15 protein-coding genes are annotated in these 18,637 nt (G+C 41.2%); 8 read left to right on the top strand and 7 right to left on the bottom strand.

The window, feature by feature from the left end:
* Positions 1-232: 232 nt before the first annotated feature.
* The 5 genes from O2S85_RS05210 to O2S85_RS05190 all read left to right on the top strand — a co-directional run bounded on the left by O2S85_RS05210 (position 233) and on the right by O2S85_RS05190 (position 6,837).
* Positions 233-976: an IclR family transcriptional regulator gene (locus O2S85_RS05210; RefSeq protein ID WP_269411640.1), complete on the top strand. Its 744-nt coding sequence runs from the start codon at positions 233-235 to the stop codon at positions 974-976.
* A gap of 227 nt (positions 977-1,203) precedes the next feature.
* Entirely contained in the window at positions 1,204-2,982 is a 1,779-nt protein-coding gene (locus tag O2S85_RS05205) for a PTS mannitol transporter subunit IIBC (protein ID WP_269411639.1), read from the top strand.
* 102 nt (positions 2,983-3,084) lie between these two features.
* Complete coding sequence (locus tag O2S85_RS05200) at positions 3,085-5,175, top strand: BglG family transcription antiterminator (RefSeq protein WP_269411638.1); 2,091 nt, start codon at positions 3,085-3,087, stop codon at positions 5,173-5,175.
* An 87-nt stretch (positions 5,176-5,262) separates the two neighbouring features.
* Positions 5,263-5,700 carry a PTS mannitol transporter subunit IIA gene (locus tag O2S85_RS05195; protein ID WP_269411637.1) on the top strand — a complete coding sequence of 146 codons (438 nt, stop codon included), beginning with the start codon at positions 5,263-5,265 and terminating at the stop codon, positions 5,698-5,700.
* Positions 5,701-6,837: a mannitol-1-phosphate 5-dehydrogenase gene (locus O2S85_RS05190; protein ID WP_269411636.1), complete on the top strand. Its 1,137-nt coding sequence runs from the start codon at positions 5,701-5,703 to the stop codon at positions 6,835-6,837.
* Positions 6,838-7,305: 468 nt separating this feature from the next.
* Here the strand turns inward: O2S85_RS05190 and O2S85_RS05185 are convergent, their stop codons facing one another.
* The 3 genes from O2S85_RS05185 to O2S85_RS05175 form a co-directional block, all read right to left on the bottom strand.
* The gene (locus O2S85_RS05185; protein WP_269411635.1) at positions 7,306-8,013 is read right to left on the bottom strand and encodes an N-acetyltransferase; all 708 of its coding nucleotides are present in this window, start codon (positions 8,011-8,013) and stop codon (positions 7,306-7,308) included.
* Positions 8,014-8,042: 29 nt separating this feature from the next.
* Positions 8,043-9,476 carry a Na+/H+ antiporter NhaC gene (gene nhaC, locus O2S85_RS05180; protein ID WP_269411634.1) on the bottom strand — a complete coding sequence of 478 codons (1,434 nt, stop codon included), beginning with the start codon at positions 9,474-9,476 and terminating at the stop codon, positions 8,043-8,045.
* Positions 9,477-9,628: 152 nt separating this feature from the next.
* Entirely contained in the window at positions 9,629-11,026 is a 1,398-nt protein-coding gene (locus tag O2S85_RS05175) for a sigma-54 interaction domain-containing protein (protein ID WP_269411633.1), read from the bottom strand.
* A 292-nt stretch (positions 11,027-11,318) separates the two neighbouring features.
* On the opposite strand from O2S85_RS05175, the gene O2S85_RS05170 reads away from it, so the two are divergent.
* The 3 genes from O2S85_RS05170 (at position 11,319) to O2S85_RS05160 (ending at position 14,576) form a co-directional block, all read left to right on the top strand.
* Positions 11,319-12,524, top strand: a complete 1,206-nt coding sequence (locus tag O2S85_RS05170) for an ornithine--oxo-acid transaminase (protein ID WP_269412479.1) — start codon at positions 11,319-11,321, stop codon at positions 12,522-12,524.
* Positions 12,525-12,925: 401 nt separating this feature from the next.
* Complete coding sequence (locus O2S85_RS05165; protein WP_269411632.1) at positions 12,926-13,207, top strand: hypothetical protein; 282 nt, start codon at positions 12,926-12,928, stop codon at positions 13,205-13,207.
* The gene (locus O2S85_RS05160) at positions 13,194-14,576 is read left to right on the top strand and encodes a GntT/GntP/DsdX family permease (RefSeq protein ID WP_269411631.1); all 1,383 of its coding nucleotides are present in this window, start codon (positions 13,194-13,196) and stop codon (positions 14,574-14,576) included. Before O2S85_RS05165 ends, O2S85_RS05160 begins: the two co-directional genes overlap by 14 nt.
* 88 nt (positions 14,577-14,664) lie before the next feature.
* Here O2S85_RS05160 and O2S85_RS05155 read toward each other — a convergent pair whose 3' ends face one another.
* The 4 genes from O2S85_RS05155 to O2S85_RS05140 all read right to left on the bottom strand — a co-directional run bounded on the left by O2S85_RS05155 (position 14,665) and on the right by O2S85_RS05140 (position 18,607).
* A complete protein-coding gene (locus O2S85_RS05155) occupies positions 14,665-15,633 on the bottom strand; it encodes a sugar phosphate isomerase/epimerase family protein (RefSeq protein ID WP_269411630.1) in 969 nt (322 codons plus the stop codon).
* 32 nt (positions 15,634-15,665) lie between these two features.
* Positions 15,666-16,703, bottom strand: coding sequence for a Gfo/Idh/MocA family protein (locus O2S85_RS05150; protein WP_269411629.1), 1,038 nt, complete (start codon positions 16,701-16,703; stop codon positions 15,666-15,668).
* Positions 16,704-16,739: 36 nt separating this feature from the next.
* Complete coding sequence (locus tag O2S85_RS05145) at positions 16,740-17,462, bottom strand: ThuA domain-containing protein (protein ID WP_269411628.1); 723 nt, start codon at positions 17,460-17,462, stop codon at positions 16,740-16,742.
* A 62-nt stretch (positions 17,463-17,524) separates the two neighbouring features.
* Entirely contained in the window at positions 17,525-18,607 is a 1,083-nt protein-coding gene (locus O2S85_RS05140) for a Gfo/Idh/MocA family protein (protein ID WP_269411627.1), read from the bottom strand.
* Positions 18,608-18,637: the final 30 nt, after the last annotated feature.

Below are 18,637 nucleotides of genomic sequence, written 5' to 3'. Positions count from 1 at the left end.
TATTCCCCCATTCACATTAAGGTAAAGTCAGAAACTGATTGAACGATTTATTTGAGGCTTCTTTTTCTGTTGAACGGAAATTTATTTTATTCATCGGAAAATTATAGTATGATTATACGAGGCAAAAAAGAAGTAGTCAATATATTTTCAAAAGTCACCCTTCCATAAATGTATACTTTCTAACAATATTTTTGTAATATTAACTAAAATATTTTGTAAAGGCAGGGCTATCATGCAAGCAATTGACCGGGCAATGAAGATTGTAAATGTTTTTATGTCGCACGACCCAACAAAACGTTTTTCTATCACTGAACTAGCAAAAGCATGTGAATTACCTATTAGTTCCATGCATCGGATACTAAAATCCATGATTGAACATGGAATGATCCAACAAGACCCTGACCAAAAATTATACGAACTTGGTCCAATTTGGCTGGAATACGGTTTAAAAGTGTACGATACCATGGATTATATCAGTGTGATCCGTCCCGAGTTGGAACATCTGATGCAAATACTGCAAGCCAGTGTTTATTTAACGAAACCACTTGGGAATGAATCGATTATCATGGAACGGATTGACTGTTCACAACAAGTCATTCGCGTACATGATCAGCTTGGTTTGAGAATTCCATTGAACATCGGAGCAGCAAACCTGACGATGCTTGCCTACATGCCGGAGGATGAAAAAATAGAACGAATCCATCAGCTTGTGCCAAAGGAAAATCAAACATCTATTTTGGAGCAACTGAAAAAAATAAAATCAGATGGGTATGCTGTATGCCATAATGAACGGATGAAGGGCATTACCAGTGTAGCAGCTCCGATACTGAACCGTTTTAAAGAGGTGGAAGCGGCAGTAAGTGTTAGGTTGGTCAGCTTTCAATTGGAAGAAGAACGTCTCAATTATGTGGTGGAAAATATTGTTCATACGGGAAATACAATTTCGCGGAAGCTTGGTTATCGAAAGTTAAAATGAACCATTCATGTACACAGGAGAGCCATAAATCTATTTTACCATTCTTTTCCTCCTCAATTTGTAACATTCAAATCACCTTTTTCGTTGGTATTGTTATTAAATAATGTCAACATCGGCCCTGACAAAATGACATTAAAAATGGATTGAAAAGGGATACTTGTCTGGGGTTACAATAAAGTTAGAAGAAGAATTAATATATACTTTTAAAAATAGAAGGAGGAGGAAATATGGCTAAAAAAGGCTTTAAGGCGAAGATTCAGCGCTTTGGCAGCTATTTGAGCGGTATGATCATGCCTAATATTGGTGCATTTATTGCCTGGGGTTTAATTACCGCTTTGTTTATTGGTGATGGCTGGATACCAAATGAATCGCTGGCAGCATTGGTCGACCCGATGAAATTTTATTTATTGCCATTATTAATTGGATATACTGGTGGACGAATGATTCATGATGTCCGTGGTGGTGTTATTGGTGCGATTGCCACGATGGGTGTCATTGTAGGTGCTGATATCCCAATGTTTCTTGGTGCCATGATTATGGGTCCGCTTGCCGGATATCTACTGAAGAAAATTGATGGATTGCTCCAGGATAAAATCAGGCAAGGCTTTGAGATGCTTTATAACAACTTCTCTGTCGGCATATTGGGTGCTATTTTAGCTTGTCTTTCGGTAAAAATCATCGGTCCGGTTGTCGGGGCATTAAATCACATATTGGCGGCTGGAGTAGAGGGAATCATCAATGCCGGGTTACTTCCACTGGCAAATATTATTATCGAACCGGCAAAGATTTTGTTCCTGAATAACGCTATTAACCACGGAATTTTAAGTCCAATCGGGATGGAGCAAGTAGGCGATGTCGGCAAATCGATTCTCTTCCTATTGGAGGCAAACCCTGGTCCTGGATTAGGGATCTTGTTAGCATTTGCCGTTTTTGGAAAAGGAATGTCAAAAAGCTCTGCACCTGGCGCGGCAATTATTCACTTTCTCGGTGGGATCCATGAAATTTACTTCCCATACGTTTTATCAAAACCAACTATGATTGTAGCGGCAATTGCTGGCGGTATTAGTGGCGTGTTCACCTTGTCACTCTTTCATGTAGGCCTTGTTGCACCTGCATCACCAGGAAGCATTATTTCCATTTTGGCACTGACACCACATGGGAATTACCTTGGTGTAATCGCTGGTGTTCTGATCGCAACCATTGTTTCATTCCTGGTTGCTACGCTAATTTTGAAAACAAGTAAATCGGAAGGAAAAGACTTGTCAGAAGCAACGGAACAAATGGAAGATATGAAAGGGAAAAAGAGCTCGGTTGCAAGTGCCATCAATCAAACGGAATCAGAAGCAGAAAGCACAGCAGTTGACGCAACGAAACAAGCAACGAATGTTAACACAATCATTTTTGCCTGTGATGCTGGTATGGGATCCAGCGCAATGGGTGCTTCTCTTTTGAAGAACAAATTCAAAAAAGCGGGCATTGAAGATATATTTGTTACCAATAAGGCAATCAATGAAATCCCGGATGAGGCAGATATTGTGATCACACATAAAGATTTGACAGAAAGGGCAAAAGAAAAAATACCAACTGCCGAGCATATTTCAGTGGAAAATTTCTTAAATAGCCCGAAATACGATGAACTCGTAGATCGCTTAAAAAACAGCAATGAGGCAAAAGAGCCATCCAAAGATACAGTATCAACCGACCAGCAAGATACGAATAAAAAATCAGTTGATGATGTTAACAAAGTTATTTTTGCCTGTGATGCTGGTATGGGATCAAGTGCCATGGGTGCTTCCCTATTGAAAAATAAGTTTAAAAAAGCTGGCATTGATGTGTTTGTTACGAACAAGGCAATTAATGAGATCCCGGATGATGCAGATATCGTGATCACTCATAAAGATCTGACAGAGCGGGCGAAGGAAAAACTGCCAACCGCCGAGCATATTTCTGTAGATAATTTCTTAAATAGCCCAAAATATGACGAGTTGGTTGAACGACTGAAATAAATATGGGATCAGTTCGTATTGTCTCTTAGTCAATACGCTGATCCCGAGTTTTGCCGATGATACAATGGACCCACCCACCGTGTCTTAAAAGGGGATGAACCCATGTATATTACCGGTCGTGCACGTAAGGTAATCGAACTTTTATTAAATAAGGAAGAAGGAATGACAGTCAAAGAAATCGCGGATCAGTTGGATGTGGCTCCACGTACGATTCACCGGGACCTGAAAAGTATCGAAAAAGTGTTATTTGGCCATCGATTGGAGCTTGTTAAAAAAGCTGGCATTGGGCTTCGAATCATTGGAGACGAGGATGATAAGGAACAATTGGTGCAAACACTATCGCAAATGACCGCGACAGATTTTACACCTAAAGAACGCCGGACGATTATTCTGGCATCCTTGCTTGGTGCAAAGGAGCCAATCAAGTTAATCACGCTTGCTATTGATTTACATGTAACAGTCGCCACGATTAGCAATGATCTCGACCAGTTGGAGCAAATGCTAAAAGACTTCCATCTTGGTATCGTCCGAAAACGTGGATATGGTGTGGAACTCAAGGGTAGTGAGGCAAACAAACGGGTAGCCATCAGTAATCTAATTTCCAAGCATGTTGATCCATTTACATTCGTCAACCTAGTCAAGGAAAACATGCAAAAACAGGCAAAACCGGAGCTGAATACTATTTCCCATCGATTGTTGGGACTGGTGAATCCGGGAACTTTAAGCCTGATTGAACAGCGGGTCGAGAAGGCAAGAAAAGAATTGCCACATGAATTGGCAGACAGTGCCTACATTGGGTTGGTTGTTCATCTTGCTTTAGCCATGGAACGCTTGAAAAAAGGGGATAAAATTCAGTTTGACAAGGAATTCTTGAAACAAATGGAAGGAACAAAAGAATATCAGATTGCCAAAGATATGATTGAGGATTTGGCGATATCTCTTTCCATGGACATTCCCGACGATGAAATTGGATATATTACCATGCATTTAATGGGAGCAAAATTACGGGAAGATCAGCATTTTTTGCTGGAAGATACAAATATCGATATCGTGTACAACATCGAAAAATTAATCCAGTATGTTGGCAACAAGCTGGATGTGGATTTAACGGGAAATATTGCTTTGCGAAATGATTTGGCCGCTCATCTAAAACCAACTATCTATCGGTTAAAGCAAGGAATGAATATTACGAATCCCCTGCTGGACGAAATTAGACGGGATTATCTGGATTTATTTCAATTGATTCAGGAAGCGACCAATGAGGTTTTTCCGAAAATGGTCTTTCCAGATGATGAAATTGGATATCTGGTACTTCATTTTGCTGCTGCGCTAATGCATGAGGCAAAAGAGTTAAGTGCATTAGTGATTTGTTCCAGCGGGATTGGCACGGCAAAAATACTGGCTTCAAACCTGGCCCAGCAATTCCGGGAAATTAAGCACGTGACAAATGTTTCTATGTTTGATTTACCAAGTATTGACCCGGATCAATACGATTTGATTGTTTCAACTATACCGTTGGAAGGATTTAAGCACGACTATATTCTAACATCGCCGATCTTGAGAAAATCAGAAGTGCATCGAATCCGAAGACGCATACGTGAGAAAAATCTTGTATCCAATGTAAGCAAGAAACCCACCAAATCGGAGGAAATGAAACATACTGATTTTCTTCTACGGTTGGAATCCATGAAGCTATACGCATCCACTATCTTAGAGCTGCTCGCTTCATTTTATGTAAAGCAAATGACGGAAAAACAATCAATGAATGCCGTGTTAGAATGGATTTGTACCAATTTGGCGACCAAACAACTCATTCATGACAAGGATACGTTAATTTCGACATTGCTGGAACGGGAAAAGAAAGGTGGACTAGGGATTCCATCCACATCCATGGTTCTGCTTCATACCCGTTCGAACCAGGTTTTACGCCCAAGTTTTACAATCCATAGCCTGGACCAGCCAATTTCAGTTCAAGGTATGGATGGCAAGCAAATGAAGGCCAATAGCTTGCTGCTAATGCTTGCCCGTGATGATTCACCAAAAGAAACGCTGGATGTTTTCAGTTATTTAAGCAGTTTGCTCATACAAGGACCGGCAAATGCTCGTTTGTTTCAGTCGGGAAATGAAGCACGAATTAGAGCCTTCTTGGAAAAGCAAATGGAGTTATTTTTAAAGGAGAAAAATTTGCTTTAAACGTAGATTCCTTCCAGAACTGTATTATACATGCAAAAGGGATTTTTTTAATACGTAAACAGAGTATTGATAAGGAGCGTATGAACGATGGCAAAAGAAGTATTAAGTAAAGACAATATTGAATTAAATGTAAAACTGGCAGACAAAGAAGAAGCAATCCGTCACACAGGTGAAATACTTGTGAAAAACGGGTATGTTGAACCAACGTATATTGACAAGATGTTTGAACGCGAAGAAGTAACTTCCACATACATGGGAAATTATGTTGCCATTCCACATGGCACTGAGGATGCTAAAAGTGAAGTGAAAGAAACGGGGTTAACAATCGTAACGGTACCGGATGGTGTTGATTTTGGCAAGGGAAATATCGTAAAAGTATTAATCGGCATTGCCGGCAAAGGAGACGAACATTTGGAAATCCTGTCAAAAATTGCGATTGTTTGTTCCGAGGAAGAAAACATTCAAAAAATCCTGGACGCTCAATCCAAAGAAGAAATTTTAGATCTGTTTAATGAGGTGAACTAAATGTTAGCTGTACATTTCGGAGCCGGAAACATTGGGCGTGGCTTTATTGGCGCTCTTTTACACCAAGCAAATTACCATACCGCGTTTATTGATGTAAACAGTGAAATCATTGACGCGATTAATGAAAAACAACATTATCAAGTTACCCTCGCATCAGAGAACAAAGAAACGTTGACAGTAAAAGATGTTTCCGGAATCAACAGTGTAAAAGATCCGGAAAAAGTTGTGGCAGCAATTGAGAAAGCGGATATTGTAACAACCGCTGTAGGCCCATCGATTTTGCCAATTATCGCGGAATTAATCGCCAAAGGGTTGCAAAAGCGGTTGGAAACGAATCAAACCCCGTTAAATGTGATTGCATGCGAGAACATGGTTGGTGGCAGTTCCTTGCTTAAGGAAAAGGTGATGGCGTATGTACCAGAGGCGAAACATACAAAATTTGATTCCCTGTTTGGTTTTCCTAATGCTGCCGTAGATCGGATTGTACCGAACCAAGTAAACGAGGATTTATTAATGGTATCGGTTGAGCCTTATTATGAGTGGGTGGTTGAGGAAACAGCAATCAAAGGTGAAAAACCGGAAATCGAGGGCATTACGTATGTTTCAGACCTAAAACCTTACATTGAACGGAAGCTATTCACCGTAAATACCGGCCATGCGACAGCAGCGTATATCGGTCATCAGATGGGTCATGCAACGATCAATGAAGCAATGAAAGATCCGCAAGTAACAGAAATCATTGAGGGTGCACTGTCCGAATCGGGAGAAGCACTTGTTGCAGCCTATCACTTTGATAAAGATGAACATCAAGCATACATTGACAAAATCATTGGGCGATTCATGAACCCTTATATTTCAGATGAAGTAACCCGAGTTGCCCGGGGACCTATCCGTAAATTGGGGCCAAACGATCGCTTGGTTCGCCCTGCTACCATGTACATGGAGGTCACGGATAAGCAGCCAAATTTCTTGGCAAAAACCATTGCCGCCGTCCTGAAATATAAAAATGACCAAGACGAAGAAGCTGTCAGGTTACAACAATTGATCAGTGAGAAAGGCTACGAACAAACATTGGAATCTGTTTGTGGATTGGAAGCTAACCATCCATTGATTTCTGCGGTTTTGCAAGAGGTTTAAATTTTATGGTTGGGCAAGTATAGTTGCTGACCAGCAAGCGAATGAAAAACTCACGTGAAGCACGTGAGTTTTTTGTATTTCTATTGTTATATGCGGGGTCGGCAATAATGTTACAAGTAAAAATTCCCTTATATGTGAAAGATCACCGAAAAAAATACTACCAATTTGATAGGATTTTATGTCCACGAAGTCAACTTTTATGGGCTCACTCATCAATTCTGATCCAGCTCGATCAACTTTCATGGGCTCTCGATCAGCTTTTGCGAGTCCTCGATCAACTTTGCGCCCTGCTCGATCAACTTTTGTGAGTTCCCGATCAACTTTGTGCCCTGTTCGATCAACTTTTGTGAGTCCTCGATCAACTTTGCGCCCTGCTCGATCAACTTTTGTGAGTTCCCGATCAACTTTGCGCCCGGACCTTCACAAAATAAAGTAACGCGTTCTTTTCAATGATCCCGCACTTGAACCTCACTTCTTTTTCCGATACAAAACCATCCATTCTCCTGCTTTTTGAGCTATAGCCACCCCACTAAAGTCCTCTTCAAGCAATTTCTGCTGTCCGGCAATATCGCCCATTTCTATTTCGACTTCTTCATTAATATCCGAATTCTGACCCGCGACGGAAAGTTGTTTCATTAAAATATACCGCAGTTTACCGCCGTATTTTTCTTTGAGACCAACAATTTCCATTCCCAATGCAAGTTTATCCTTAATACTTGGGATATTATGTGGTGCAACTGTTGTACAGATATACTGAAATTTTTCCGTATCTACCCGTTCAAAACATAATTCACCCATCATTGTTTGCAGATGATTACCACGAAATGCCGGATCAACACATGATACCTCAGAATACATCACTTTAGGCAAATCCTCTTGTTTCAGTCCAATATCGATGCCAAGATGTTCCTCATCCAATTCCGGGATCAGCATGGCGCGGAAAGCGATTAACTTTTCCTCTACAAACACTCCAATCATAAAACCATTGCCGTTTAAAATGAACGTAAATTCTTCATCAGTCAAAAGTTGTAGAAATTTATTTTTAGCTTTATCTTGCAACCATTTAACCTGTGGCAGGTCCTCCATTGTTAAATATCGAATCGTATAGGCATACCCACCGCTTAGTGTACCATTTGCTATTTCTTTGTCTCTATATTCAGCTACCATTTCATCCATCACCCAATCTTCCTTCCATCGACACATATCTAAATTACAGCTTGTTCGTCATTTGAATTTTCATGCAAAACAAGCATTTTTTCCTTTTCTTCTTTGGAAATTTTAACAATCGAAAAACCAGTATAGGCAAGCACTAAGGCAACAAGTGGTACAGTATAATTCAGAATGGCGTATGGTGCATAAGCAAATGCGTGCACTCCCAAAGTTCCGTAAATAAAAACACCACACGTATTCCAAGGCACAAATACCGACGTTAATGTTCCACCATCTTCTAATGAACGTGACAAGTTTTTCGAATGTAATCCTTTTGCAGTATATGTTTTGGAGAACATTCGCGCTGGAACAATGATAGAAATATATTGTTCCGAGCACGTTGCATTGGTCAGAAAACAAGCACCGATCGTTGAAGCAATTAAAGAACCTGTTGATTTTACCAGTTTCATCAATTGATCCATAATCGATTTTAGCATACCGGAAAATTCAAGTATACCGCCAAATGTCATCGCGACAATGGTCATGGCTACCGTGTCCATCATAGAGAGAAGTCCCCCGCGATTAAATAATTCATTAACCAGCTCGTTTGACGATTCCAATACATATCCGCTTTGTAATGCGCCCAAAGCACTTGCGATCGATTCCCCTTGCACTACAATTTGTGATAAAAAGCCGAACACAATCCCGACAGCAAGGGCAGGAACAGCAGGCACCTTCATAGCTACTAATACAATAACCAACAGCGGAACAATCAACAGGTAAGGCGAAATCACAAAATTGTTCTGCAAATCAACAAGCGTTTGCTGAATGTCGGCGGAATTAATTTTATTCGCACCAAAGTTTTTTCCAAGAAAGCCGAAAGCGATCAGGGCAATAATCAAAGCGGGGATTGTCGTATAAAACATGTGCTTAATATGATCAAATAAGTTTGTATGCGTTAATCCAGATGCCAAGTTCGTCGTATCAGATAGTGGCGACATTTTATCACCAAAATAGGCTCCCGAGATAACTGCACCGGCAACCATTGCTGCAGGGATTCCCATACTGAGACCAATCCCCATCCCTGCCACTCCAATGGTCCCCATCGTCGCCCAAGAGCTACCAATGGCAAGTGAAACAATACCACAGATAACCACGATCGTAACTAGAAAGATAGATGGCGAGATAATTTCCAATCCATAATAAACCATTGTCGCAACAATACCGCCACCAATCCAGGCGCCAATGGTGATCCCTACTAGCATAATGATAATAACAGCCGGTAACGCTAGCTTGATTCCTTTGTACATCATTTCTTCTAGTTGTTTCCACTTATAACCAAACTTCCAAGCAACCAAGGCAGCAACAGCAGTACCGATGGCTAACGGTATATGTGGATCCTGTTCAAAGATGACAACACTTAAAATCATTGCGACAACCATAACTGTAAGCGGTATCAAAGACCACCAAAAATTTATTTGTTTTTGCACAACTTCATCCCCCACAACATGAATAATTATTGCAAATTTATTAAAGTTAATATTATGACAAGGTGTATGAATTGTCAATTATTAGTTTATCGCATTTTTGGTGATTTTTAGAAAAAACAGGTGAAATTTTCCCACCTGTTTAGTCCAAACAATTAAATTCCATACTTCCTCATCCGATATTGCAAACTCTGTCTACTGATGCCAAGTTTTTTTGCAGCTTGGGAAACGTTATCGTTATTTTCGGCCAAAGCCCGTTGGACGTATGCCTTTTCTACCTCATCCATTTTTTTACTTAATGGTTTTATCTCCTCACTGTTAGCCAAATCGCCTGTACCAATGACAATTGGTTTTGCTTGCTTTTCGTCACGAGGGTATCTTTTCCGAAAACTTACAGGCAGATTATGCACATTAATGACATCTTCGTCCATAATCAAATTCATCGTTCCTTCAATCGTATGTTCTAATTCCCGGACATTACCGGGCCAGTCATGTTGATAAAGCATAGTTTTGGCAGCGTTACTGACCTTTTTTATATTCATTTGAAACAACGCATTATACTTATTGATAAAATGGTCAATTAACAGCCAAATGTCGTCTTTTCGTTCGCGAAGCGGCGGAATCAATAGAGTGACGACACTCAATCGATAATACAAATCCCGACGTAAACGGTTCTGATTGACAGCATCAATCGGATCCTCATTCATTGTGGCAATAATCCGTACGTCAATTTTTTTATCATGCATATCACCAACACGCCGAATTGTTTTCTCCTGGATCACCCGTAATAACTTTGCCTGTAGTGCCGGGGCCAGTGAATTAATCTCATCCAAAAGCAGTGTTCCGCCATCCGCTTGTTCAAATAAGCCTGGCCTGTCGACTGCACCGGTAAAGGCACCCTTTTTGGTACCAAACAACAATCCTTCCATTAGACTATCAGGGATCGCAGCACAGTTTTGTGAAATAAACGGTCCGCTTGAACGATGACTGCCATTGTGGATGCTTTGGGCAAATAGTTCCTTTCCTGTTCCAGTGTCGCCAATAATTAACACCGATGACGATGTTCTCGTTGCCCGCTTTGCTTCTTCAATGATTGCCTGCATTGGTTCACTTTCTCCGATAATCTGGTCAAACGTAAATTTGCTATTTTGTTTACGGAGCACGTTTTCTTTGATCATTCTTTCCAGTTGTGTCACGTCTTTAGCGATTTCGACTGCGGCAATTATTTCACCATGTTGCTCGATCGGAAACGTATCATTAATGGTCGTGATTTCTTTTCCCTTATTATTGAAATATGTTTGTTTTACCTGCCTTGTAACTTTACCAGTCTTTAACGCATTTACGAGTGTACTCCGTTGTTTGTCGTGAAACTGAAAGACATCCAGCAGGTTTTTGTTTAATACATCATCACTTGCCATGGATTCAATTTCCATCATTTTTTTATTATAGACAATGGTTTTACCTTGTTGATTAATCACGTGAATACCAACATCTACTTCATTGATTAACCGCTCATACAATTTGTTCATGTCAATTGATTGCTTATCCCGCATGATTCGTCATCCCCAAACGTATTATCCTAATCTATAGTTTAATAAAATACAAGCAAAAGTGCAAAATGAAATGGCACCCGTATACAGTAACTGCAAAATATTATTGCACATCCATTATTGCAGTGGGTGGAATAAAAGTCGGTAAGCAAACCAATGAACGTTGATATGATACTAATTGGAAGGTAAAATGATATAAAAAACACTCCCGGAAAACTTGGCATGAGATTTGCATATATAATAGTGATTCCTTTTCGCTACAAATCGGAAACAAGATTTTCAAGGAGGAGAAATGATGACGCAAACAACTGTCAAATCAGCAGATATCATCAAACAAACTGAGCAATATGGTGCACACAACTACCATCCACTTCCCATCGTTATTTCGGAAGCTGAAGGTGTTTGGGTAAAAGACCCTGAGGGCAACAAGTATATGGATATGTTAAGTTGTTACTCCGCTGTAAACCAAGGTCATCGTCATCCGAAAATTATTCAAGCATTAAAAGACCAAGCAGATAAAGTGACGTTAACCTCCCGAGCATTCCATAATGAATTGCTTGGGCCATGGACAAAACGGGTTGCGGAATTGACTGGAAAAGACAAGGTTTTACCAATGAATACAGGCGTGGAAGCAGTTGAAACAGCAATCAAAGCAGCTCGTCGCTGGGCATATGAGGTCAAGGGTGTAGAGGATAATAAAGCCGAAGTTATCGCGGCGAACGGGAATTTTCATGGTCGGACATTACATGCCATTTCTTTATCCAATGACCCAGATGCAACCAAAAACTATGGTCCATTTATCCCTGGAATAAACAAGGTAGCATATGGCAATGCTGATGCAATTCGGGAAGCAATTACGCCAAATACCGCTGCAGTTATTGTTGAACCAATTCAAGGAGAAGCCGGCATCATCATTCCGCCTGAAGGATTTTTAAAAGAAGTTCGTGACATCTGTACAGAAAACAATGTTCTATTCATTGCTGACGAGGTGCAAACCGGCTTTGCACGTACGGGGAAAATGTTTGCCTGTGATTGGGAAAATGTCGTTCCGGATATCTATGTGATGGGTAAAGCACTAGGTGGCGGTGTGATGCCAGTGTCCGCGATTGCAGCGAACAAAGCTATTATGGATGTCTTCACACCCGGGTCTCATGGTTCAACATTCGGAGGAAATCCATTGGCTTGTGCCGTGTCGTTGGCAGCAATCGATGTGATTGAGGAAGAAAAACTTGCTGAAAAATCACTTGAACTGGGAGAATACTTTGCCAATGCATTAAAGGAAATTAATAATCCAGAACTACAAGAAGTTCGTGCTCGTGGTTTATTTATCGGAGTAGAATTTAACAAGCCGGTTCGTTCTTTCTGTGAAGCTTTAAAAGAAGTCGGTGTATTATGTAAGGAAACGCATGAAAATACCATCCGTTTTGCACCGCCACTTGTTATTAACCAGGAAGAGCTTGACTGGGCGATAGATAAAATCAAGCAAGTCTTATCCCGCTAAGAAAAGCAAAATCCTCCGCTTAATCGGTGGACGCTTAAGTAACAGATAATAGCAGCTACAAACCGGTCTGGTGGGTGTTCTATTAGACGAAGAAGAAGTATGGCAAAAATAAAAAGTTAAAGGTCACAAATTGGAGGAAGGATAACTTGTATTAGTCCTTTGCTTCCTTTGTCAAGCTGTCCGGAAATGCTCCGGACAGCTTTTTATTTTTAATCCGGGAGTTTTCAAACGTCCATGAAATGTAGAAGGATTAAATTATTTGTTAAAATATCAAGATATCGACAAAATTTTTGGGGATTTATTACATATTATGATAAGATTAATCAATAAATGTGGGAGACTACACCTTACACGGAAGAGAATTAGTAGTATTTTTTCTGGGGCAGCACAAAAATCTATGGTTGAAATTAATGAATAAAAATGGTGATGATAAACTCGCTAGCGGAGGAAAACACGGAGACTCCTGTGGGAATGCGCAGTGTGAAGACCCCGCAGAAAAAGCGATCTTCTTTTTCGAGGAGGCTGAGGACAAGCCCACGGAAAGCGTAGTGTTTTTCCGTAGCGATCGCATAAATCAAAATTACATCCAATCTGTCAACCATAGATTTTGGTTAAGAGCCTTTTTTCTACTATCAAAAATTGTTATTCATATTGCAAAGGGGATATTTTATGACTGGACATGATATACAACTACTTATTATCACAGTATGTGGCATACTGCTTCTTATAGCCCTAATTACCTCAAAACTGCAGATGCATCCACTCTTGGCACTATTGATTATATCTGTGGGAGTTGGACTGACATCAGGCCTGGGGATTGATAAAGTTGCTGAATCAATTGAGGAGGGGGCGGGCTCTACACTTGGCGAAACGGGGCTCACCATTGCGCTAGGTGCTATGCTTGGTAAACTATTGGCAGACTCTGGAGCAAGTGACCGAATTGCCTCTGTTATTCTAAATGGTTCGAATCCCCGAAGTCTTCCGTGGCTTATGACCTTGGCTGCATTTATTATCGGTATTCCCATGTTTTTTGAGGTTGGACTAATTATGTTATTGCCGCTCATCTTTACTGTTGCCAGCAAACTGGAACAACAAGGCAGTGTGAAAGGATCAGCTTATGTTTCCATTGGAGTTCCAGTTATTGCTGCTCTGGCTACCATGCATGGGATGGTGCCGCCTCATCCAGGCCCGCTTATTGCTATCGGGGCTTTCAACGCTAACTTGGGTATGACAATGATTTATGGTTTTATTTGTGCCATTCCTGCCGTCATTCTTGCAGGGCCGGTATATGGTAAATTCATCACCCCAAGCATGACAGTAAAACCGAACAAAGACTTGCTTGATCAATACACGACGAACCAAGAAACCAATCAAACAAAAGCACCAATACCGATAACAACTGCTTTCGGCGCTATTGTAATTCCGGTTATCATGATGCTGTTACATGCAATTGCAGGGATTTTTCTTTCAGAGGATAATGCGTTTTATCGGGTCGCTGAATTCCTTGGCAGCCCTGTCATTGCCATGTTAATCGGTGTGCTGGCTGCTATTATTATGCTTGGATACGCTCGTGGTACAGATACAAAACAAATTCGCAATTCACTCGGATCAAGCCTTAAGCCAATTGCTGGAATTTTGTTGATTATCGCTGGCGGGGGTGCATTTGGACAGGTATTGGAGGATTCAGGTGTTGGCGAAGCGATCGTACATTTGGCTTCCGGTTTCTCCCTTTCAGCTATTGCATTGGGGTGGGTCGTTGCGGCGTTATTATCTGTGTCCACCGGATCCGCTACAGTGGGAATCGTTGGATCAACAAGCCTCTTAGCCCCACTAGTAGCTGCTGACCCAAGTATTAACACAGCACTATTGACAGTGGCAGTCGGATCCGGATCATTATTCTTTAACTATGCGAATCATGGTGGCTTTTGGCTGGTAAAAGAATCATTCGGTATGACGATGGGGGAAACGTTTAAAACAATCACTATCATACAATCCATCGTTGGCTTGGTTGGATTGGCTATGACACTTTTATTAAACATCATTGTGGGGTAACTGAATTTCAATCAACCTACTTTTAATCTTGGCCGAAGCTGCTGATTAGTATATAAAAATGAAGGCGCCAGGAATAGCGCCTTCATTTTTAAGCCCACCACATATCAGCAGCAGATTCACGAATGTTCACCGCTTTTAAATTTTTCACAGCTTGACTGAATCCTTCATCAATCGACATGATTGGATCTTCGTGTTCGATACTAACCACATAATCATAGCCATACGTGCGGAGCGCACTAATGATATCAGACCACACCTTGGAGCTATGTCCATACCCAACCGAACGAAATGTCCAGGCCCGGCTTTGTACGGAAGCATATGGCTGCATATCTGTTAACCCATACATGTTAACATTATCTTGATCGATATACGTATCTTTAGCATGAAAATGATGAATCGCGTTCGCTTTCCCTAAAATTTTGACTGCTGCAACCGGATCAATACCCTGCCACCATAAATGGCTTGGATCAAGATTTGCACCGACTGCATCATTGGTGGCTTCCCTAAGCTTCAACATCGTATACGGGGTATGTACCAGGAAACCGGCATGTAATTCAATCCCAATTTTAACCCCGTGATCCTCGGCAAATTTTCCAGCTTTTTTCCAATAAGGAATCAGCTTTTCTTCCCATTGCCAGTTTAAAACCTCGGAATATTCCGTTGGCCAAGGAGTTACCGGCCAATTTGGATATTTGGCATCCTCATCAGACCCTGGTGTACCGGAAAATGTATTAACAACTGGTACATTCATCAGTGAGGCCAGTTTAACCGTTTTTTCAAATGTTTCATGTGCTTTTTTTGCCTGTTCTTTATTTGGAGAAATCGGGTTATCATGACAACTGAATGCACTGATCGTTAATCCCCGTTCATGGACTTTCTCCAGATATGTTTTCCGCTTATCTTCACTTTCCAGTAATTCGTCAAGCGGGCAAAAATCATTTCCTGGATTCCCACCGGTACCAATTTCCACCGCATCCAGTCCGGAATCTTTTACATGATCCAGCATTTCTTCAAATGTTTTCCCCGCAAATAGGACAGTAAATACGCCCAACCTCATGAAAATCACTCCTCTTAAAGATGATAAATTTTTTACAACCGGACACTGTGACCGCTTGCACTGCTCGCATAGATAGCCTCAATGATTCTACTAACTTCCATCGCTTGCTCTGGTTTGACGACTAATGATTCATAGCCCAGACAACTGTTCACAAAATTAGCCGCTTGCCGTTGTCCTGCCTCCCACTCATCATGTGCCGCCTTTGCCTGTTCTGTCATAAACGTTCCATAACGGGGCTGGTATATTTCAAATGGATAAACATTCAATCCACCATCAGCACCAGAAATACTCAAATGTAGGGTATCCTCTTTTATATTGGCGGCCCAGGAACATTCGAACTGAAGGGATGACCCGTCATCAAAGGTAATATAGCTGGATACGTGATCATCAACATCGAATGTTTCGTGATCGAATGTCCCCCAATCATTGAGCTGATTTGGTGTTTTACTTAGCCGATTATAGGTTTTCCCTATGACTTCAACTGGTTGCGAATCACCAAGCAGCCACATGGACAGATCCAGTAGATGACAGCCATAATCTATCAAACTGCCGCCACCCTGTAATTCCTTATTCGTAAACACGCCCCATCCAGGTACTTTTCGCCGTCGTAATGCTTGAACTCTTGTCACAAGCGGATCACCGATAACCCCGGCATTGATTGCTGCCTGGGCTGTTCGTGCTGCCTGGGTATGGCGATAATGATAGGCAATCGATAATAGTTTCCCGGATTTCCTGGAAGCAGCTATCATGGCCTCGCATTCATTTACCGTCATTGCCATTGGCTTTTCACATAAAACATGTACCCCTGCTTCAAGTGCCGCAACTGAAATTTCTGCGTGGAACTTATTCGGCGTGCAGATCGTTACTGCATCAACCATCTGAAACATGTCGTGATAATCTTCAACGACTTCGGGAATTTGGAATTTCTCCGCGGCTTCTCGTGCATTTACGGGATTGACATCCTGAACAGCAACAACATCAACGGTATCACTAAGACTTTGATATGCCGGGATATGCCGATTTTGCGCAATCCCGCCTGCTCCAATGATCCCCATTTTCAATTTCGTCATTCTTCCATCTCCAAACTACTGAACAATCTTTTCTGCTTAACGCTTTTTTGAAATTTCTTCTAATGGTTTGGCATTACCGTACTCATGTTTAGGCGTATTGCGATTAGCTGCCCATTTCACTGCATTTTGAATGACTTGCTGAATTTCTGGTTTGTGATATGTCGGATAAGTTTCATGGCCCGGTCTGAAGTAAAATATTTTTCCATTGCCACGTTTAAATGTAGCCCCACTGCGAAATACCTCGCCACCTTCAAACCAACTGATAAACACCAACTCATCTGGTGCCGGAATATCAAAGTGTTCCCCATACATTTCTTCTTGTTCCAATTCCAAGTAAGAACCAAGTCCTTCTGTAATAGGATGAGTCGGATCCACCACCCATAACCTTTCCCTATCACCTGCTTCGCGCCACTTCAAGTCACACGTTGTACCCATCAATTTCTTAAAAACTTTGGAAAAATGTCCGGAATGCAGGACAATTAATCCCATACCATCTAAAACCCGTTGCTTTACCCGCTCCGCAATTTCTTCGTGTACTTCATCATGTGCTTTGTGTCCCCACCAGATAAGTACATCGGTTTCAGATAAGACTGCTTCTGTTAATCCATGTTCCGGTTCGTCAAGTGTTGCGGTTTTCACATGGTGCCCTGCCTCTTCTAAAAAGTTTGCTATAACTTGATGGATGCCATCCGGATAAACATTTCTTACTGTTTCATTTTCTTTTTCGTGCCGATATTCATTCCATACCGTTATGTTCATGGTTATTACTCCTTCTCATTAGTATTACCGCTGCTCTATCTCATTTTGTCTGACATGGTCCTTTAATCGAAGTAAACCGCTTCACCTGTTTTGGCAGATTGGTAGATAGCCTCTAAGATTTGCGTAACCACTAGTGCTTCTTTTGGCTTAACTATAGGTTCCGTATCATTGATAATACTCTCAATCCACAAACGTGCCTCTAATTCTGCATCGCTCTCCGTATCACCTTCATAAAAAGCTACTCCACTGTTATCCAGTTCCACGTTGGTTGTATACAGCTTGCCAAATTCTTCTCCATTAATTCTTAGTCCGTCTTTCATATCAGCCCCACCTTCTGTACCAGAGAGCGAACATTTCGCTTCATCTACATCAAGCGAATTAAGCGCCCAACTTGCTTCTAGTACAATCGTAGCACCATTTTTCATCGTTATAAAACCAAAGGCTGAATCTTCCACTTTGAATTTTTCCGGATCCCATGGTCCCCATGCGTTGGCTGCATTCGCTCTTTTTCCTAATTTGTGAAAGGTTGATCCCATAACGGATTTCGGTTCATAATTGTTCATCATCCATAATGACAGGTCTAATGCATGTGTTCCAATATCAATTAACGGTCCGCCCCCTTGTTTTTCTTCATCCAAAAATACTCCCCATGTTGGTACGGCACGACGACGGATTGCATGCGCTTTTGCATAATATACTTCACCCAAATCACCACGCTTGCAGACATTGTGTAAATATTGACTGTCCTGACGAAAACGATTTTGATAACCGATCGTTAGTTTTTTGCCAGTTCTCTCCGCTGCCTCAAGCATTGCTTGCCCCTCTGCACTTGTTTTTGCCATCGGTTTTTCACACATGACATGCTTTCCTGCCTCCAACGCAGCAATAGAAATCTCCGCATGGGAATTATTCGGGGTACAAACATGAACCACATCAATACTTGCATCCGCCAATAACGCTTTATAATCAGTATATACGGCCGCATCCTTCACGCCATAGTCCTTTGCTGCGCGTTCGGCTTTTTCCACTTCTATATCGCAGAATGCAACGAGATTAACTTGCTGTAATCGTTTTAAACTTGGTAAATGTTTGCCGTTTGCAATCCCCCCACAACCAATGATTGCTACATTTACATTTGAACTCATATCTTCATCATCCTTCGTTAATTTTTATAT

It is taken from the genome of Lentibacillus daqui, from assembly GCF_027186265.1.
Classification (GTDB): domain Bacteria; phylum Bacillota; class Bacilli; order Bacillales; family Amphibacillaceae; genus Lentibacillus_C; species Lentibacillus_C daqui.
This window is presented reverse-complemented; position numbering and strand designations above follow the sequence as displayed.